We start from the raw sequence: 15,622 nt of genomic DNA, 5'->3' as shown, positions 1-15,622 counted from the left end.
CCGGCGTGTTGTCTGTCTGCGGTCCTCAATCCTCGTCCTCGCCCTCGTCCTCATCGCCAGAGCCGGCGGCCGCGCGCAGGCGCGCGATGCGCTCGCGCGTGGCCGGGTGGGTCGACAGGTAGCCCATCGTGTTCTTCAGCCAGCGCGGCGCCGATGCCGCGCCCGGATCCTGGTGCTCGAGCGCGGACAGTGCCCAGCCCAGCGGCGCCGGGCCGATGCCGTTGCGGCGCAGGACCGCGACCGCGTAGTCGTCGGCGTCGAGTTCCATGGCGCGCGAATACTGCATCTGCGACAGCACCGCCGGCAGGCCGGCGGCGACCGCGCTGAAGTCGCCGAACAGCGCGGCCGACAGCGCCGCGCTGAGCGAGGACGACGCCATCACGCGCGACGTGTGGCGATGCTCGATGTGGCCGACCTCGTGTCCGATCACCGCGAGCAGCTCGTCCTTGCCACGCGCCAGGAGCTGGTTGTCGCGCGTTTGCACCAGGCGCACCATGGCATCGGTCAGGACGATGGCGCCGTTGGGCAGCGCAAAAGCGTTCGCACCCAGCTGCGGCGCATTGCGCACCAGCAGGCGGATCGGCATGCGCGGATGCGCCGGCAGCGCCTGCGGCAGCAGCGCCTGCACTTCGGCGATGCGCTGCTCGGACAGGCGCGACGCCTGGATCAGGCCGCGCGCTTCGAGGCCGGCCAGCGCAGCCTGGCCGAGCTTGACCTCGACCGCGGGCGGCAGCGCGGCGGCGACGCGTTCGGTCGCCGCCGGAATGCCCTTGAAGTACAGCAGCGCCAGCAGTGCGATCAAGAGCACCAGCGCGGCCAGCGCGGCCGGCCAGCGTTCCTGCCACCGTACCACCCGGCTCTTGCGGTAGCCGAGCGCGTCGAGCAGCGCCTGGCGCTGTGGGCCTGGCGCCACCTCGCAGCTGGCGCCGTCCTGCAGGCGCAGCACCAGCGGCGCGTTGGCGAAGGGCTCGCCCAGGCGCACGGTCTCGAGCGCGACGCTGCGCTCGGCGCCGGCCGTGGCGATGCGCAGCAGGGCGCCGTGCACGCTCAGGCTGGCCGGATGCAGGCGTGCGCTGTGGCCGTCGAAATAGTGGGCGGTCAGAGGATCGTGCATGGGTGTGATGGTCGTGTCGGTCATGAGTCTGTCACCAGGAAAGGTCGACGCCGAGGAAGTCGGCGAAGCCGTCGCCGGCCGCGCTCCGGCTGCGGCGCGCCGCATGCAGCGTGGCCTGCTCGAAACCGCCGGGCGCGTGCACGTGCAGGTGCGCGACCCGGTAGCGCCATGTGCGCACCGCGGCAAATGGCCGGAACAGGCCCAGCGTCAGGAGGATCAGGATCACGTTGACGACCTGCAGCCGCAGGTAGCTGCGCGCCTTGATGTCGCATACGATGCGCACGCCGGGGAAAGCGGTGGCCGACCAGGCCAGGTTGTTCATGCGCACGTGGACCACCAGACCGCCGATCAGCAGCGCCAGGTAAGACAGCAGCGCGCCGCTGCCGATCGATATCGCCGCCCACATGCCCGCCTTGCTGCTGGGCGCAGACCCCTTGGCCAGCATGGCGGCGCCCAGGCCGACCGCGACCATCGCCACGATCGCGCCGACGAAGATCGCGACCACCAGCAGGTAGGGCTTGGCCAGGCGCGCCGCCGACAAGGGAAACGCGGCGTTCTGGTCGCCGTACATCAGGTGGCGGTGCTGGTAGGCCTTCATGGCGCCATGCATGAAGGGCCACAGCAGGTAGAGCAGGAAGGCCAGGCCCGCCAGCTTGGACTGGGGCGCGAGCGCCACCATGGTCGCGGGCAGCACCAGCAGCGCCAGCGGCAGCAGGTAGACAGCGTAAGCCTTGCCCAGGCCGCCCGAAAAGCCGAACGGCAAGCCGCGGTAGCTGGTGTTGGAAAGCCGGAAGCGCAGCGCCGCGCGCATCATCCACGGCATGCCGGCGACCAGCACGGCGACCACGGCGATGCCCGCGTTGAGCGAAAAGCCGAACGCGTAATGGTAGGCCACCGCCACCAGCGCCGCCAGGATGCGCCCGCGCAGGATCGCTTTCGGGTCGCCGTGGAAGTCGAAGCTCGCGCCCGCGAGCCGGGTGTTGCGGTAGAAGTACTGGAGCCGGCGCGTCTTGGCCCAGGCCGAATAGATCCCGAGCGTGGCGACCGTCAGCAGCAGGTTGACGATCCAGATGCGGAAGTACTCGGCGCCGCTGCCGGAAAATTCCAGCGCCGGCGCATCGGGCTCCGGCCACGCCGGGTGCGCCGGCGCGGCAGGGGAATACACCGGCTCATCCCCCGGCGTTGGTGGCGCCATGACCTCGCTCGAATCGCTCATTATCATTTTTTGTTGTTGATCAAGAAATTCCAGTGTAATCACATATTTTTGTTATTTGCAACTTTTGCAACAAACCTTGTCGCAGTTCGGCCGCACACGATGCGGGGAAGCGACGCCGACGCGTGTTACGGCCGTTTGCGCCGGATGTTGCCAAGTTGTATTGAGGAAGGATTGGCCGGTTTAAGGTATAATTTCCATTTCCCGCGCGTGCCGTTCGGCACCTTCAGCACAATGACCAAATTCGTATTCGTCACTGGCGGCGTCGTGTCTTCCCTGGGCAAGGGTATCGCGGCCGCTTCCCTCGCCGCGATCCTCGAATCGCGCGGCCTCAAAGTCACGATGCTCAAGCTCGATCCGTACATCAACGTCGACCCGGGCACCATGAGCCCGACCCAGCACGGTGAAGTGTTCGTGACCGACGACGGCGCCGAGACCGACCTCGACCTGGGCCACTACGAGCGCTTCATCAGCACCCGCATGAAGAAGGTGAACAATTTCACCACCGGCCAGATCTACGAGTCCGTCATTCGTAAGGAGCGCCGCGGCGAGTACCTCGGCAAGACCGTGCAGGTGATCCCGCACATCACCAACGAGATCCAGGACTACATCCGCCGCGGCGCCGAAGGCGTCGACGTGGCGCTGGTCGAGATCGGCGGCACCGTCGGCGACATCGAGTCGCTGCCGTTCCTGGAAGCCGCGCGCCAGCTGTCGCTGCGTTCGGGCCGCAAGGGCGCCGCGTTCGTGCACCTGACCCTGGTGCCGTACATCGCCTCGGCCGGCGAACTGAAAACCAAGCCGACCCAGCACTCGGTGCAGAAGCTGCGCGAGATCGGCATCTCGCCGAACGCGCTGCTGTGCCGCGCCGACCGCCGCATCCCCGACGACGAGCGCGCCAAGATCTCGCTGTTCGCCAACGTCGAGGAGCAGGCCGTGATCTCGGTGTGGGACGTCGACACCATCTACAAGGTGCCGCAGGTGCTGTGCGACCAGGGCCTGGACGAGATCATCCTCGAGGCGCTCGGCATCGAGGCGCCGCCGGCCGACCTGTCGATGTGGACGAAACTCATCCACACGCTGGAAAACCCGAAGCACGAAGTGACCATCGGCATGGTCGGCAAGTACGTCGACCTGATCGAGTCCTATAAATCGCTGACCGAGGCGCTGCGCCACGCCGGCATCCATACCGAGTCGCGCGTCAACATCGAGTACATCGACTCGGAAGAGCTCGAGGGCACCGGCTGCGCCCACCTGGCCAAGTACGACGCCATCCTGGTGCCGGGCGGCTTCGGCAAGCGCGGCGTGGAAGGCAAGATCATGGCGGCCCGCTTCGCGCGCGAGAACGGCATTCCCTACCTCGGCATCTGCCTGGGCATGCAGGTCGCGCTGATCGAGTACGCGCGCCACATGGCCGGCCTGCCGAACGCGAATTCGACCGAGTTCGACCCGGAAACCGACCAGCCGGTCGTGGCCCTGATCACCGAATGGCAGAACCACGACGGCAAGGTCGAGCAGCGCAACGTGAATTCCGACCTGGGCGGCACCATGCGCCTGGGCGCCCAGACCTGCGAAGTCAACCCGGGCACGCTGGCGGCCGAGATCTACGGCAACGTCGTGACCGAGCGCCACCGTCACCGCTACGAAGCGAACAACTACTACCTGCCGAAGGTCGAAGCGGCGGGCCTGATCGTGTCGGCCCGTACCCCGAACGAGAACCTGTGCGAGATCATGGAGCTGCCGCGCAGCGTGCACCCGTGGTACATGGGCGTGCAGTTCCACCCGGAGTTCAAGTCGACCCCGCGTAACGGCCACCCGCTGTTCTCGGCATTCATCAAGGCGGCGCTGGCGCACCAGGCGGCCAACAGCAACCAACAAGCGGCCAACGTGAGCAAATTCGCGGCCGCCGAGCAAGGAGATGCAGCATGAAACTGTGCGGATTCGACGTCGGCCTCGACCACCCGATCTTCCTGATCGCCGGCACCTGCGTGATCGAGTCGCGCGAGATGGCGATGGACGTCGCCGGCACGCTGAAGGAAATCACCAGCGGCCTGGGCATCCCGTTCATCTACAAATCGTCGTTCGACAAGGCCAACCGCTCGTCGGGCAAGTCGTTCCGCGGTCCGGGCATGGAGAAGGGCCTGCAGATCCTGGCCGACGTGCGCACGGAGATCGGCGTGCCGGTCCTGACCGACGTGCACGACGAAGAGATGATCCCGGAAGTGGCCAGCGTGGTCGACGTGCTGCAGACGCCGGCCTTCCTGTGCCGCCAGACCGACTTCATCAACGCCTGCGCGCGTTCGGGCAAGCCGGTCAACATCAAGAAGGGCCAGTTCCTGGCGCCGGGCGACATGAAGAACGTGATCGACAAGGCGCGCGCAGCAGCGCGCGAAGCCGGTCTGCCGGAAGACAGCTTCATGGCCTGCGAACGCGGCGCCTCGTTCGGCTACAACAACCTGGTCTCGGACATGCGTTCGCTCGCCATCATGCGCGAATCGAACTGCCCGGTGGTGTTCGACGCCACCCACTCGGTGCAGCTGCCGGGCGGCCAGGGCACTTCCTCGGGCGGACAGCGCGAGCACGTGCCGGTCCTGGCGCGCGCCGCCGTGGCCGCGGGCGTGTCGGGCCTGTTCATGGAAACCCACCCGAACCCGGCCTGCGCGCTGTCGGACGGCCCGAACGCGGTGCCGCTGGGCCGCATGAAGGAGCTGCTCACCACGCTGGTGGAGCTGGACCGCATCGTCAAGAAGGCCGGCTTCATCGAAGCCGACTTCCAATAAGCGCAATAAGAACCGCAACAAGAATCGCAAGAAGCCACGCCGTCCCCGCGCCAGCGCGCGCGGGCGGCGATCGAATTTTTCACCTTCTGGAGACTGAAAACCATGAGTGCCATCGTTGACATCATCGGCCGCGAAATCATCGACTCGCGCGGCAATCCGACCGTCGAGTGCGACGTCCTGCTGGAATCGGGCGTGATGGGCCGCGCCGCCGTGCCGTCGGGCGCATCGACCGGTTCGCGCGAAGCCATCGAGCTGCGCGACGGCGATCCGAAGCGCTACTTCGGCAAGGGCGTGCTGCAAGCCTGCGAGAACATCAACACCGAGATCAGCGAAGCCATCATGGGCCTGGACGCCAACGAACAGGCATTCCTGGACCGCACCCTGATCGACCTGGACGGCACCGAGAACAAGAGCCGCCTGGGCGCGAACGCGATGCTGGCCGTCTCCATGGCCGTGGCCAAGGCCGCCGCCGAAGAAGCCGGCCTGCCGCTGTACCGCTACTTCGGCGGTTCGGGCGCGATGCAGATGCCGGTGCCGATGATGAACGTCATCAACGGCGGCGCCCACGCCGACAACAACCTGGACATCCAGGAATTCATGATCATCCCGGTCGGCGCCCCGTCGTTCAAGGAAGCGCTGCGCTACGGCGCCGAGGTGTTCCACACCCTGAAAAAGATCCTGCACTCGAAGGGCCTGAACACGGCGGTCGGCGACGAAGGCGGTTTCGCCCCGTCGGTGGCCAACCATGAAGAAGCCATCAAGCTGATCATGCAGGCGATCGAGCAGGCCGGCTACGTCGCAGGCCAGGACATCGCGATCGGCCTGGACTGCGCCGCCAGCGAGTTCTACAAGGACGGCCAGTACGTGCTGGAAGGCGAAGGCGGCCTGAAGCTGTCGGCGCAGGACTTCACCAACATGCTCAGCACCTGGTGCGACCGCTACCCGATCATCTCGATCGAAGACGCGATGGCCGAAGGCGACTGGGACGGCTGGGCCACGCTGACCCAGGCGCTGGGCCGCCGCGTGCAGCTGGTCGGCGACGACCTGTTCGTCACCAACACCAAGATCCTGAAAGAGGGCATCCAGAAGGGCGTGGCCAACTCGATCCTCATCAAGATCAACCAGATCGGCACCCTGACCGAGACCTTCGCCGCGATCGAGATGGCCAAGCGCGCCGGCTGGACCGCCGTGATCTCGCACCGCTCGGGCGAGACCGAAGACTCGACCATCGCCGATATCGCCGTGGGCATGAACGCCCTGCAGATCAAGACCGGCTCGATGTCGCGTTCGGACCGCATGGCCAAGTACAACCAGCTGCTGCGCATCGAGGAAGACCTGGGCGACATCGCCTCCTACCCGGGCCGCGACGCGTTCTACAACCTGAAGTAATCGTGTGGCACGCCGGCCGGTGTTCGCATCGGCCGGTTTTTTTTATTCGAAATGCGCATCATCACCCTTGCCCTCGTCGCCTTGCTGCTGCTGATCCAGTTCCCGCTATGGCTGGGGAAGGGCGGGTGGCTCACCGTCGCCGACCTGGAAAGCCAGCTCGCCGCGAGCCATGCCAAGACCGACCAGCTCAAGGCGCGCAACGCCAAGCTGGAGTCCGAGGTCAATGACCTGAAAAACGGCACCGAAGCGGTCGAGGAGCGCGCGCGCTACGAACTCGGCATGATCAAGCAGAACGAGATCTTCGTGCAGGTGCTCAAGAAGGACGAGAAGCCGGCCGTGATGATGACCGTGCCGCCGCCGCCGTCGATGCTGCAGAAAGACAAAGGCAAGAAGCCGGGCAAGACGCCTGCGCCTTCGCATGCCACCAACGACTGAACCGCCATGGCCGACCAGAACCCGAACCTTGCCGCACTCGACACCCTGGAAGCGGTTGCCGCTTGCCTGGCCGCCGCCTTCGAGAGCGGCGACGCCGAGCAGGTCGCCGCCGCGCTGCGTGCGGTCGCGGATTCCGCCGGCCTGGCCCACCTGGCGGCCGCCGCAAGCCTGCCGCGCGTCCAGCTGGCCGACGCCATGCGCGCCGGCGAGATGAGCCTGGACACGACGCTGGCCATCATGAAAGTCATCGACCTGCACATGCCGGGCGCCGATCCGTCGCCGCACGGGGCAGGGCACGCCTGACCCGATTTACACGCGTACGCGTACGCGCGCGTGACGCCTGCGCGCAGGCGCGTGGCTTCAGTTACAGCTTCAGTTGCCGCCTCAGTCGCCGGGACCTTCGCCCGGCATCGTGTCGGCCATCCAGCGCAGCTCTTCGGGCGTCAGCTCCTCCGGTTTCTTGTCCTTCAAACCGTCGAAGTCGGGCGGGGTCTGTTGCTGCGCCGATTGCGTATCGGATCCCTGCTGGCTGCCCGCTTGGCTCTCTTGCTGCGCCTGCTGGCCTTGCTGCTGATCCTGGGATGTTTGCTCGTTGCTCATGACGCTCTCCTTGTCTTCGAGATGGTTCCAGTGTGGCACAGCCGTGTGCACAGGGGCGCCGTGAATGCGATTGGCCGGGGTGGGCGGCCGTGCAGCGCCACCCCCGGCCATCCGGCTCAGCGTTTGTCGAAGCCCGGCTGGTCCGCCTTGAGCGGCTGACCGGATGCGTCCAGTTGCTCCACCACGACGTCGGTGCGGCGCACGGTGTCGCTGATGCCTTCGACGCGCTGTTCGGCGGTCTTGTTGACGACCACCTCCTCGACCACGCGCGCCGTCTTGCTGACGACCGCTTCTTCGCCGGTGGCGGTCAGTTCGATCGATTGCTCGCGGAACGCGTCTTCGCCCGCCGGCCGATCGACCGCATGGCGCGCGACGCGGACTTTCTCGTCGCGCAGGCTGATCTGCTCATGCACCGGCGTCTCGGTCACGTACGAGCGCACCCGCACGCCGCCGCGATCGACTTCCCGCTTGCCGACGATGAGCTGTTCCTCGACGACCTTGAAGCGCGCCTCGTCGCCGGTGGCCGCGGCGGCTGCAGTTGTCGCAGTGGCCGGAGTTGTCGCAGCGGCTGCATCGGCAAGGCTGTCGTCAGCGATCGCGCCGCCGGCACGGGCAGCGCCGAGCGCCGTGGCGGCCGTCGTTGCGGTGGCGGGCGGCACCCAGCCTTCCGACCGCCATTGGGTGGCGCGCTCGTCGATGTCGACGGTATTGACGTGCGCCTCGTCGAGCGCGCGGACCGCTTCGTCGGCCTGGTGTTCGTCGACGTCGGCCGTCAGCAGGAAGCCGCCGCGGCGCACGCCTTCTTCATACGTGTGGCGGTCTTCGTCGGGCAGGAAGGCGTTCTTGATCGACGCCCACAGGCCCGGCTCCTGATGCGACGAGTAACCCGCCTCGCCAACCGACGACTTGTCGTGGATGCGGACGTGATCGGCATGGAGATTGGCGTCGAGCAGACGCTGGCGGCCGGCCTCGGCATCGGCGCGGGTATCGAACAGTGCGGTAATCGTGCGTGACATGGGATTTTCCTCTTATAAAAAGATAGTTAGCAAAATTTAGCGTTGCAGGACGATCAGCTCGGTCCGGCGGTTTTCGGCGCGGCCGACCGAGGTGGCGTTGGTGTCGACCGGATTGCTCTCGCCGCCCGATGCGGTCTCAAGGCGGCCGGCGTCGATGCCCTGGGCCACGAGCGCCGCCTTGACGCTGTCGGCGCGTTCCTTGCCGAGCGTCTGGTTGGCGGCGGCGGCGCCACGGGCATCGGCATAACCGACGATGCGCATGCGCGAGCTCGGGTACTGCTTCATGGCGGCGGCCAATTCATTCACCTCGTTACGATCTTCGGGGCGGACGTCGCTCTTGGCCGTATCGAAATTGAGCTTTTCGAACACGAAGGTGCGCGGCAGCGCTTCGGTGCCGGCCAGATAAGGGCCGACGCCCGACGTGCCCGCCGGCGCTGCGGCGGTCGCGGTTGCGGGGGCAGCCGCGCCAGCAGGCGAAGCGGTGGTTGCGGCGGTCGGCGCGCCCATCGTCGCTGTCCCGCTCGCCGGTGCGACGCGGGCGAGTCCGTCATCGTGACTGCTGCAGCGCCTCAGGGCGAGCAGCGCCGCCAGGACGCCCAGCGCCAGCAGCAGCCAGGGCAGCCAGCCTTTCTTGTGGGTTTCCGCGCCTACGTGGATATGGCTTGGCGGTGCTCCGTCGCCACGATTGTTTTGATTTGCCATCAGTTGCTCTCCATCGGTTTTTGCTTATGACATCAACAAATTGATTGCCGTCCATTTGACCTGCATATAAAGTAATTAATTCCTAATTACAATTTATTGTTGTCTTTTGGGCGACAACGCTCGAGGCTGATAATATTGAATTTTCTCGGCCATTTTGTAGGTACACCCCTCAGGGAGCTGTAGGAGGTCGGAGAGCGAAGATGAGTTTGTGTATTTACGGAAAGCGCTCGGCAGTTCTCCAAGCAATTTATGTAGTCGCGGCGGCGCAAGCGCCACGCCACATGCGTACCGATCTGATCTTTATCGAAAGGAAGTCCATGAAGTTTGCAGCCCAGGCCATGTTCGGCTTATCGCTGGCTTTCGCCGTCCCGGCTTTCGCCGCGCCAGCCGCCGCCGCTTCGGCCCCCGTCGACGCGGTCACACCCGCCCACGTCAAAGCCGTGCAGGACCTGCTCGGCGCGATGCAGATCGAAAAGGTGCTGAAAGGCGTTGCCGCGCGCAGCCATTACCAGAGCGAAGACCAGCGCAAAGCCGTGTTCGCCAAGATCGACCGGACGCCGCCGGCCGAGGTCTATCAGCGCATGGCGACACCGCTGGCGCGCGCCATTTCCACCGACACCGCGGTCGAGATGACACGCTTCTACAACACGCAGTACGGCAAGAAGGTGATCTACGAGAAGTACAACAGCCGCGGCGGAATCATGATGCCCGGTATGGTGGCGGCGGTGCCGCCGGAGGAAAAGAAGGAGCGCAAGCGCGCGGCGTATGTACAGGCCAGCAGGCAGCTCGAGGAGGCCCAGCCGGCCATCGACCACGAAGCGTTTGTGCTGCTGCAGCAGATCAACAAGGAACAGCGCTGAGGGAATACCAGTGATTTCCCAAGTGACAAAGTGCGGATTTCGAGCCTTTTTTCGGTGATATCTTGATGTGTCATTCCCGATTACGTTCAAGGAAACCGATGATAAAAATGCGCCGCATCCTTGTCACTGCAATTGCTCTCATGGCATTGACTGCATGCCAGTCCATGCCATCATCGGCAACCGGGCAAAACCCGATGTACGGTCTGATTACGAAAATCAAAGCCAAGCCGGGACAACGCGGCGTGTTGGCGCCGATCCTCCTCCAAGCCAGCCGCGCCATGCCCGGATGCCTGAGCTACGTGGTTGCAGAAGACCCTGCCGACGGCGACGCTTTATGGATTACCGAGGTATGGGACAGTGTAGAAAGTCACAAGGCTTCGCTCAATCTGGATGCCGTCAAAACAGCGCTTCAGGCAGGCAGGCCGCTTATTTCAGGGTTGGGTGAGCGATTCGAGACGCACCCGATTGGCGGCTTCGGTACACCTTTAAAGCAAGAGCACTGAATTGAGCCGACCGCCGCCAGGTACCAGATCGGCTTCGTGCCGACAGGACGTGGTCGCGTGGCGGCAGTATCGGCTGGCAGTCTGTCTCAGCCATCAATTCGCCAGAGGCGCGCTTGAACGAGATCGTTTCGAGACTCAAAACCAGCACCCGGGTCTGCCTGGCGGCAGCCGCCTTGACCTACGCCTCGCTGGCGGTGCCCGGCAGCGTCATCGCCGTATGCAGCAACATCGGCACGCCAGTCTATTGTCCGGTACTCGCCTACGGCTTTCCGCTGCCTTTCCTGGCCGACAGCCAGGGCATATCGCCGCTCGGCTCCGGCGGCCCGGGATCCGTTGTCGCTGCTGATCGGCCTGGATGACCTGCTGTGGCCGCGGCTGGCGCTGAGCGGCCTGTTCTGGCTCTGGCGGCCATGGCGATCCGGTCGGGATGGCTGCGTTGGCGGAGACCCCGCCGCAGCCAGGGTTGACGGTGTTCAGCCGCGCTTGCGCAGGATCTCGATCTCGGCGCGCAGGCTGCTGCGGTCGGCGTGCAGCGCATCGAGCTGGCCGCGCAGGTCCTTGACTTCATTGGCCAGGCTGTCGCGTGCGGTGGTCGCGCCCACCAGTTCCATTTCGGCCGCCAGGCGGGCATCGGAGACGGATGCCGACTCGGTCACGTTGCGCTCGAGCTCGTTGCGCAGCTTGTCGATCTGCTTGTCCTTGCCTTCGATCGCCAGCTGGTCCTTGGCTTTGCTGACCAGCGCATCCATCGCGACCTGCTTGGCGTTGCGCAGCTCGGCGTCCAGGCGCGCGATGGTCTCGTCGCGGTCGGCGATGGCCGCCTGGGCCTGGGTGTTGGCGATTTCCAGCTGTTCGCGCTCGTTTTCGAGTTCGCCGTGCGCGCTCAGCAGCGCGTCGATGTCGGCCTGCGATTGCGCCAGGGCTTCGCGCGCGGGCGCGCCGCTGTCCTCGGCGTAGCGCTGCAGCCAGCCGGCCAGCGCGGCCGCCACCGGTTCCGGAATGCCGGTGTCCGGCGTCGGCGCCGCTTCCAGACGGCCGGCACGCCAGCCCGCCAGCGCGCGGCCGATCTCGCCCAGGTTGCCGCCGCCCAGCTCCTCGCGCACGGTCTCGATGCTGACCTGCCGGCCTTCGCCCGCCAGGCGCTCGGCCGTTTCGTGGATCGCGTCAAATGTTACGTCGTGCTCTGCCATGGAATCTCCGCTGCCGCATGTTGTGCGCATTTTGATGAGGCGCTTATCTTAGGGCACAGCGCGCAATCAATCCAGACATGTCAAATTTCCATGTGGCAAAATACCCTCGCTAATAATTTTGTAACATTGTGTCTGCATACTGATCAGCAGGAATAATATTCTGTGATGGTCCGAGCTCGACAGTCGTCGGCAAGCGTGCGGCCGCCACCCTGTGATCCACAGGACTTACACCAAAAACAGAGGAAAACGGAAAATGAAATCGACCTTGCTCGCCCTGTTGTTGCTGTCCCCGCTGTGCGTCTTCGCAACCGAACAAACCACCTGTACGACCAACAAAGGCACATTCCTGACCGGCCCCGTCACCACCAGCCCGAAATTCCAGGCCGCCAGTCAGACCCTGTCCGGCGTGCAGCTGTCGCACACCGTGCTCTACATGAAAGCCGACCAGGACGGCAAGACCTACCAGGTCGCGATGGACAACGTTTACGCCACCGACTACGTCAAGAACTCGACGTCGATGCCGGCGTCGCTGGCCGCCCTCAAGGCCGGCACCAGGATCGAAGTCTGCGGCGAGAAATATTCCGACGGCAGCGGCATCCACTGGGTCCACAACAACTGCGGCGACACGCCGAGCACGAGCGCGCCGAACGGCTGGACCAAGACGATCTCTTCGACCGGTTCGGTGAGCGCCAACCTGGAGCGCAGCACCAATTACTGCTATCTGTGGAATTGAGCTGGAACTGAGGTGGAACTGAACTGAAGCAAAATGACGCCGTCCCGCGCCAGCCTTGCCGCCATCGTGGTCGCCGCCGTCGTCGGCGCCTGGCTGGCGCTCGGGCCGCGCCAGGCGGCATCCCCGGATGCCACGGCGCAGCATGCCGATTCTGCCGGCCAGCCAGGCCACGGCGGCTGGCTCGATCCCGGCATGCTGCGCGCCGGCGCCGACCCGGCCGAGCGCAGCGATTTCGTCACCGCACCGGCGGTCCCGATCTACGGCCGCAACGGCCGCGCGATCGACTTCGGCGGCAAGGATGCCGCCGCCTACATCGACGAACGCGCCGCCGCCGCGCGCACCGGCGACCTGCACGCCGCCTACCAGGTCTACCAGGCGGCCTCGGCCTGCGCCGCGGCCGAGGATCCACTGCCGGAATTCCTCGATCCGCAGGAGGGCGAGACCGCCGTACGCGAGCGCGCGCACGTGCGCGCCTTGTGCGCGCGCGTGTCGCCGGCGCAGCTGCAGGAGCGCATGCGTTTCCTGACGCGCGCCGCCGACGCCGGCGAGCGCGCGGCCCAGGTCGACTTCTTCATGGAAGGGCCGAACGGCAAGCCGCTGGCCGAGGCCGATACCAGCGACCCGCAGGTCCAGCAATGGCAACAGCAGGCGCTGGCCTACCTGAAGGGCGCCGGCGCCCAGTGCGACCAGTTCGCGCTCGGCCTGCTGTCCAACGCCTACGATGCCGGCCAGCTCGGCGCGCGCGATCCGGCACTCGCGATGGCCTACCAGATCGCCTCGAACGCGGCGCGCAACAAGCCGCTGACCGAGCAGCAATTGCGCCAGCGCTGGGGCGAGGAACTGGCCCCCGCCGACTTCGACAGTGCGCGCGCGGAGGGCGCGCAGATCACCGGCGCTTCCTGTCCGGCGCAGGGGCAAGCACAGGCGCAGGCGCAGCCGCAGTCCTGATCGGCGCCAGCGGGCGCGGCCGGCGTCATCGTCCGGTCACAAAGGCTTGTTATCGTTATTTTTTCGATAATCAGGAAGCCCCGCCATGCGATCGACTCGCCGTCCCGTTCTTCGCCCGACCCTGTTCGCCCTGGCCGCTGCCGCGAGCCTCGCCGGCGCAGGCAGCGCCCAGGCCACGCCGTTCTTCATCCCCGGCAACCTGGTGGTCAGCGTCGAAGGCAACGGCGTGCGCGGCGCTGTCAGTGGCAGCTACACCGACAACCAGGCTGCGCCGCTGACGCTGTTCCAGTACAGCCACAGCGGCACGGCCAGCGCCACCTACGTCAATGCGCTGGTGCTGCCGCAGACCGCGTCCGGCAACAACGCCGCGGTGTCGGGCGAATACGGTTCCTCGTCCGAAGGCACGCTGCAGCGCTCCGGCGACGGCCGCTACCTGACGATCATGGGCTACGGCGTGAACGCGGCCGCCTTCAACGCCAACCCGACCGCCTACGGCACCGCCGTCAACGATCCGACCAAGCCGGCCGCGCTCGGCCAGTCGGGCAGCTTGAGCGGCCAGGGCTATACGCCGGTGGCGCGCGTGGCCGCGCTGATCGACGCCAACGGCAAGGTCGACAGTTCGACCACGCTGCTTGGCGTCTTCAACGGCAACAACCCGCGCAGCGTGGCGAGCGTCGACGGCAGCACGCTGTACCTGTCGGGCCAGGGCGTCAGCGGCGACAAGACCGGCGGCGTGTGGGTGGCCCAGCGCGGGGCGACCAGCGCGACGGCGGTCACCGGCCTGGACACCAGCAAGGGCGCGGCGGCGCAGGACACGCGCATCGTCGAGATCGTCAACAAGCAGCTGTACGTGTCGGTCGACAGCAAGCAGGGCAGCGGCAGCAACCGCGACTTCATCGGCACCCTGGGCAGCGCCGGCAATTTGCCGGCCGGCCTGGCCAACGGCGGCAACGGCCCGGCGCAGCTGAACGGCTTCGGCACCAGCAATGCCGGCAAGTACGTGATCACGACCGGCAACGGCAACGGCGTCAACGCCGCCGGCCAGACCATCAGCCTGAGCCCGGAACAATACTTTTTCGCCACCGCCTCGGTGCTGTACGTGGCCGACAGCGGCATCCCCAAGAACAGCTCGGGCAGCAGCACGCTGGGCGACGGCGGCCTGCAGAAGTGGGTCAACAGCAGCGCCGACGGCAGCGGCGCCTGGTCGCTGGCCTATACGCTGTCGAACGGCCTGAACCTGGTGGCCAACAACGCCGCCGGGGGCACCACCGGCCTGCTCGGCCTGACGGGCGCGGTGGTCGGCGGCCAGGTCGAACTGTTCGCCACCAACTACACGATCGGCGACCTCGATCCGACCTACCTGCTGGGCATCAGCGACGACCTGGCGGCCCTAATCAAGCCGGCGGGCGAAGCCTTCGTCACGCTCGACACGGCGCCGGCCGATTCGAACTTCAAGGGGGTGGCGTTTGCCCCGGCCGCCGACACGTCGGACGTGCCGGAGCCGGGGATGGTGGCGGTGATGCTGGCGGGACTGGCATCGATGGCCGCCGCGCGCCGCCGCAAGTCCTGAGCGAACGGCGCGCGGGGAGGGAATGGCTTCAGCCGGGGACGGCCAGGCGCGGCGGCTTGTAGCCGGGTTCGAGCAGGCCGGGCACCTGTTCGCCCTCGACCACGATGATTTCGCCCATGCTCTGGGCCGGCGCGACGATGCGGTCGCCGTTGGCGATGTGGCTGCCGACCAGCGCGACCGGCCGGTTGGCGAAGGTCGATGCGTGGCCCGCGCCCGACGTGATCACGCTCTCGCTGCCGTCCGGATAACGCACGCGGTCGCCGACGCAGGCGACGCAGAAGTCGTCGGCGTTGCCGTCGGCACGGACGACCTGGCCGCCGCGCCGGGTGCGCGACCCGATCGTGGCAATCGGGTAGCGGGCGATGATCTTGCGCGGCTGGGCGCCGCCCGGCAGCTGGATGTTGCTCGATTGGTTCATGCTATTCACGCTTTCCTCCATGGTCTGCGAATTTGACCGGGGAATGTCGTTTGTCGTATGCATAAAGCGACATTATCCCAGAGCCACGGGTACGAATTCGTACACCGGTGCTCATTGAAGCGTGTCGTTGATTTATGCCAATTGATTCCAATCA

General features: G+C 66.2%; 18 protein-coding genes. 11 read left to right on the top strand and 7 right to left on the bottom strand.

Annotation, left to right across the window (positions count from 1 at the left end; all coding sequences use genetic code 11):
• Positions 1-25: 25 nt before the first annotated feature.
• Positions 26-1,138, bottom strand: a complete 1,113-nt coding sequence (locus FA90_RS12505; RefSeq protein ID WP_036169166.1) for a M48 family metallopeptidase — start codon at positions 1,136-1,138, stop codon at positions 26-28.
• A 7-nt stretch (positions 1,139-1,145) separates the two neighbouring features.
• Positions 1,146-2,330, bottom strand: a complete 1,185-nt coding sequence (locus tag FA90_RS12500; RefSeq protein WP_051971743.1) for a YjgN family protein — start codon at positions 2,328-2,330, stop codon at positions 1,146-1,148.
• Between the two features lie 231 nt (positions 2,331-2,561).
• Between FA90_RS12500 and FA90_RS12495 the strand changes: the two genes are divergently transcribed.
• The 5 genes from FA90_RS12495 (at position 2,562) to FA90_RS12475 (ending at position 7,231) form a co-directional block, all read left to right on the top strand.
• Positions 2,562-4,253, top strand: coding sequence for a CTP synthase (locus FA90_RS12495; protein ID WP_036169164.1), 1,692 nt, complete (start codon positions 2,562-2,564; stop codon positions 4,251-4,253).
• Positions 4,250-5,104: a 3-deoxy-8-phosphooctulonate synthase gene (gene kdsA / locus FA90_RS12490; protein ID WP_036169162.1), complete on the top strand. Its 855-nt coding sequence runs from the start codon at positions 4,250-4,252 to the stop codon at positions 5,102-5,104. The genes FA90_RS12495 and kdsA overlap by 4 nt, the downstream gene beginning before the upstream one ends.
• A gap of 102 nt (positions 5,105-5,206) precedes the next feature.
• Complete coding sequence (gene eno, locus FA90_RS12485; RefSeq protein WP_036169154.1) at positions 5,207-6,493, top strand: phosphopyruvate hydratase; 1,287 nt, start codon at positions 5,207-5,209, stop codon at positions 6,491-6,493.
• A gap of 51 nt (positions 6,494-6,544) precedes the next feature.
• Positions 6,545-6,928, top strand: a complete 384-nt coding sequence (gene ftsB, locus FA90_RS12480; RefSeq protein WP_036169152.1) for a cell division protein FtsB — start codon at positions 6,545-6,547, stop codon at positions 6,926-6,928.
• Positions 6,929-6,934: 6 nt separating this feature from the next.
• Positions 6,935-7,231: a hypothetical protein gene (locus FA90_RS12475; RefSeq protein ID WP_051971742.1), complete on the top strand. Its 297-nt coding sequence runs from the start codon at positions 6,935-6,937 to the stop codon at positions 7,229-7,231.
• 81 nt (positions 7,232-7,312) lie between these two features.
• Here the strand turns inward: FA90_RS12475 and FA90_RS12470 are convergent, their stop codons facing one another.
• From FA90_RS12470 to FA90_RS12460, 3 genes are all read right to left on the bottom strand, one after another.
• The gene (locus FA90_RS12470; protein ID WP_156116689.1) at positions 7,313-7,528 is read right to left on the bottom strand and encodes a hypothetical protein; all 216 of its coding nucleotides are present in this window, start codon (positions 7,526-7,528) and stop codon (positions 7,313-7,315) included.
• 116 nt (positions 7,529-7,644) lie between these two features.
• Positions 7,645-8,544, bottom strand: a complete 900-nt coding sequence (locus tag FA90_RS12465; protein ID WP_051971741.1) for a YsnF/AvaK domain-containing protein — start codon at positions 8,542-8,544, stop codon at positions 7,645-7,647.
• A gap of 36 nt (positions 8,545-8,580) precedes the next feature.
• Positions 8,581-9,246 carry an OmpA family protein gene (locus FA90_RS12460; RefSeq protein WP_051971740.1) on the bottom strand — a complete coding sequence of 222 codons (666 nt, stop codon included), beginning with the start codon at positions 9,244-9,246 and terminating at the stop codon, positions 8,581-8,583.
• 281 nt (positions 9,247-9,527) lie between these two features.
• On the opposite strand from FA90_RS12460, the gene FA90_RS12455 reads away from it, so the two are divergent.
• The 3 genes from FA90_RS12455 to FA90_RS26445 all read left to right on the top strand — a co-directional run bounded on the left by FA90_RS12455 (position 9,528) and on the right by FA90_RS26445 (position 10,968).
• Entirely contained in the window at positions 9,528-10,106 is a 579-nt protein-coding gene (locus FA90_RS12455) for a hypothetical protein (RefSeq protein ID WP_051971739.1), read from the top strand.
• Between the two features lie 98 nt (positions 10,107-10,204).
• The gene (locus FA90_RS12450) at positions 10,205-10,609 is read left to right on the top strand and encodes a putative quinol monooxygenase (RefSeq protein ID WP_239700710.1); all 405 of its coding nucleotides are present in this window, start codon (positions 10,205-10,207) and stop codon (positions 10,607-10,609) included.
• A gap of 113 nt (positions 10,610-10,722) precedes the next feature.
• Positions 10,723-10,968: a hypothetical protein gene (locus tag FA90_RS26445; protein WP_156116688.1), complete on the top strand. Its 246-nt coding sequence runs from the start codon at positions 10,723-10,725 to the stop codon at positions 10,966-10,968.
• A gap of 114 nt (positions 10,969-11,082) precedes the next feature.
• On the opposite strand, the gene FA90_RS12445 is transcribed toward FA90_RS26445, so the two are convergent.
• The gene (locus tag FA90_RS12445) at positions 11,083-11,799 is read right to left on the bottom strand and encodes a DNA-binding protein (protein WP_036169145.1); all 717 of its coding nucleotides are present in this window, start codon (positions 11,797-11,799) and stop codon (positions 11,083-11,085) included.
• Positions 11,800-12,052: 253 nt separating this feature from the next.
• Here FA90_RS12445 and FA90_RS12440 point away from each other — a divergent pair, with 253 nt between their 5' ends.
• From FA90_RS12440 to FA90_RS12430, 3 genes are all read left to right on the top strand, one after another.
• Positions 12,053-12,532 (top strand): hypothetical protein, encoded by a 480-nt coding sequence (locus FA90_RS12440; protein ID WP_036169143.1) that lies wholly within the window; start codon positions 12,053-12,055, stop codon positions 12,530-12,532.
• A gap of 33 nt (positions 12,533-12,565) precedes the next feature.
• Complete coding sequence (locus FA90_RS12435; protein WP_036169141.1) at positions 12,566-13,480, top strand: hypothetical protein; 915 nt, start codon at positions 12,566-12,568, stop codon at positions 13,478-13,480.
• 85 nt (positions 13,481-13,565) lie between these two features.
• Positions 13,566-15,050 (top strand): PEP-CTERM sorting domain-containing protein, encoded by a 1,485-nt coding sequence (locus FA90_RS12430; protein WP_036169139.1) that lies wholly within the window; start codon positions 13,566-13,568, stop codon positions 15,048-15,050.
• A gap of 28 nt (positions 15,051-15,078) precedes the next feature.
• Here the strand turns inward: FA90_RS12430 and FA90_RS26440 are convergent, their stop codons facing one another.
• Complete coding sequence (locus tag FA90_RS26440; RefSeq protein WP_156116879.1) at positions 15,079-15,468, bottom strand: PAAR domain-containing protein; 390 nt, start codon at positions 15,466-15,468, stop codon at positions 15,079-15,081.
• Between the last annotated feature and the right edge of the window lie 154 nt (positions 15,469-15,622).

It is taken from the genome of Massilia sp. 9096, assembly GCF_000745265.1.
Classification (GTDB): domain Bacteria; phylum Pseudomonadota; class Gammaproteobacteria; order Burkholderiales; family Burkholderiaceae_D; genus Telluria.
Note: the sequence above shows the minus strand (reverse complement) of the source record. Positions and strands in the feature narration are given on the sequence as shown.

Excerpts from the sequence above, each read along its gene's own strand:
- FA90_RS12505 (WP_036169166.1), bottom strand. The coding sequence starts at position 1,138 with ATGACCGACACGACCATCACACCCATGCACGATCCTCTGACCGCCCAC.
- FA90_RS12500 (WP_051971743.1), bottom strand. The coding sequence starts at position 2,330 with ATGAGCGATTCGAGCGAGGTCATGGCGCCACCAACGCCGGGGGATGAG.
- FA90_RS12495 (WP_036169164.1), top strand. The coding sequence starts at position 2,562 with ATGACCAAATTCGTATTCGTCACTGGCGGCGTCGTGTCTTCCCTGGGC.
- kdsA (WP_036169162.1), top strand. The coding sequence starts at position 4,250 with ATGAAACTGTGCGGATTCGACGTCGGCCTCGACCACCCGATCTTCCTG.
- eno (WP_036169154.1), top strand. The coding sequence starts at position 5,207 with ATGAGTGCCATCGTTGACATCATCGGCCGCGAAATCATCGACTCGCGC.
- ftsB (WP_036169152.1), top strand. The coding sequence starts at position 6,545 with ATGCGCATCATCACCCTTGCCCTCGTCGCCTTGCTGCTGCTGATCCAG.
- FA90_RS12475 (WP_051971742.1), top strand. The coding sequence starts at position 6,935 with ATGGCCGACCAGAACCCGAACCTTGCCGCACTCGACACCCTGGAAGCG.
- FA90_RS12470 (WP_156116689.1), bottom strand. The coding sequence starts at position 7,528 with ATGAGCAACGAGCAAACATCCCAGGATCAGCAGCAAGGCCAGCAGGCG.
- FA90_RS12465 (WP_051971741.1), bottom strand. The coding sequence starts at position 8,544 with ATGTCACGCACGATTACCGCACTGTTCGATACCCGCGCCGATGCCGAG.
- FA90_RS12460 (WP_051971740.1), bottom strand. The coding sequence starts at position 9,246 with ATGGCAAATCAAAACAATCGTGGCGACGGAGCACCGCCAAGCCATATC.
- FA90_RS12455 (WP_051971739.1), top strand. The coding sequence starts at position 9,528 with ATGCGTACCGATCTGATCTTTATCGAAAGGAAGTCCATGAAGTTTGCA.
- FA90_RS12450 (WP_239700710.1), top strand. The coding sequence starts at position 10,205 with ATGATAAAAATGCGCCGCATCCTTGTCACTGCAATTGCTCTCATGGCA.
- FA90_RS12445 (WP_036169145.1), bottom strand. The coding sequence starts at position 11,799 with ATGGCAGAGCACGACGTAACATTTGACGCGATCCACGAAACGGCCGAG.
- FA90_RS12440 (WP_036169143.1), top strand. The coding sequence starts at position 12,053 with ATGAAATCGACCTTGCTCGCCCTGTTGTTGCTGTCCCCGCTGTGCGTC.
- FA90_RS12435 (WP_036169141.1), top strand. The coding sequence starts at position 12,566 with ATGACGCCGTCCCGCGCCAGCCTTGCCGCCATCGTGGTCGCCGCCGTC.
- FA90_RS12430 (WP_036169139.1), top strand. The coding sequence starts at position 13,566 with ATGCGATCGACTCGCCGTCCCGTTCTTCGCCCGACCCTGTTCGCCCTG.
- FA90_RS26440 (WP_156116879.1), bottom strand. The coding sequence starts at position 15,468 with ATGAACCAATCGAGCAACATCCAGCTGCCGGGCGGCGCCCAGCCGCGC.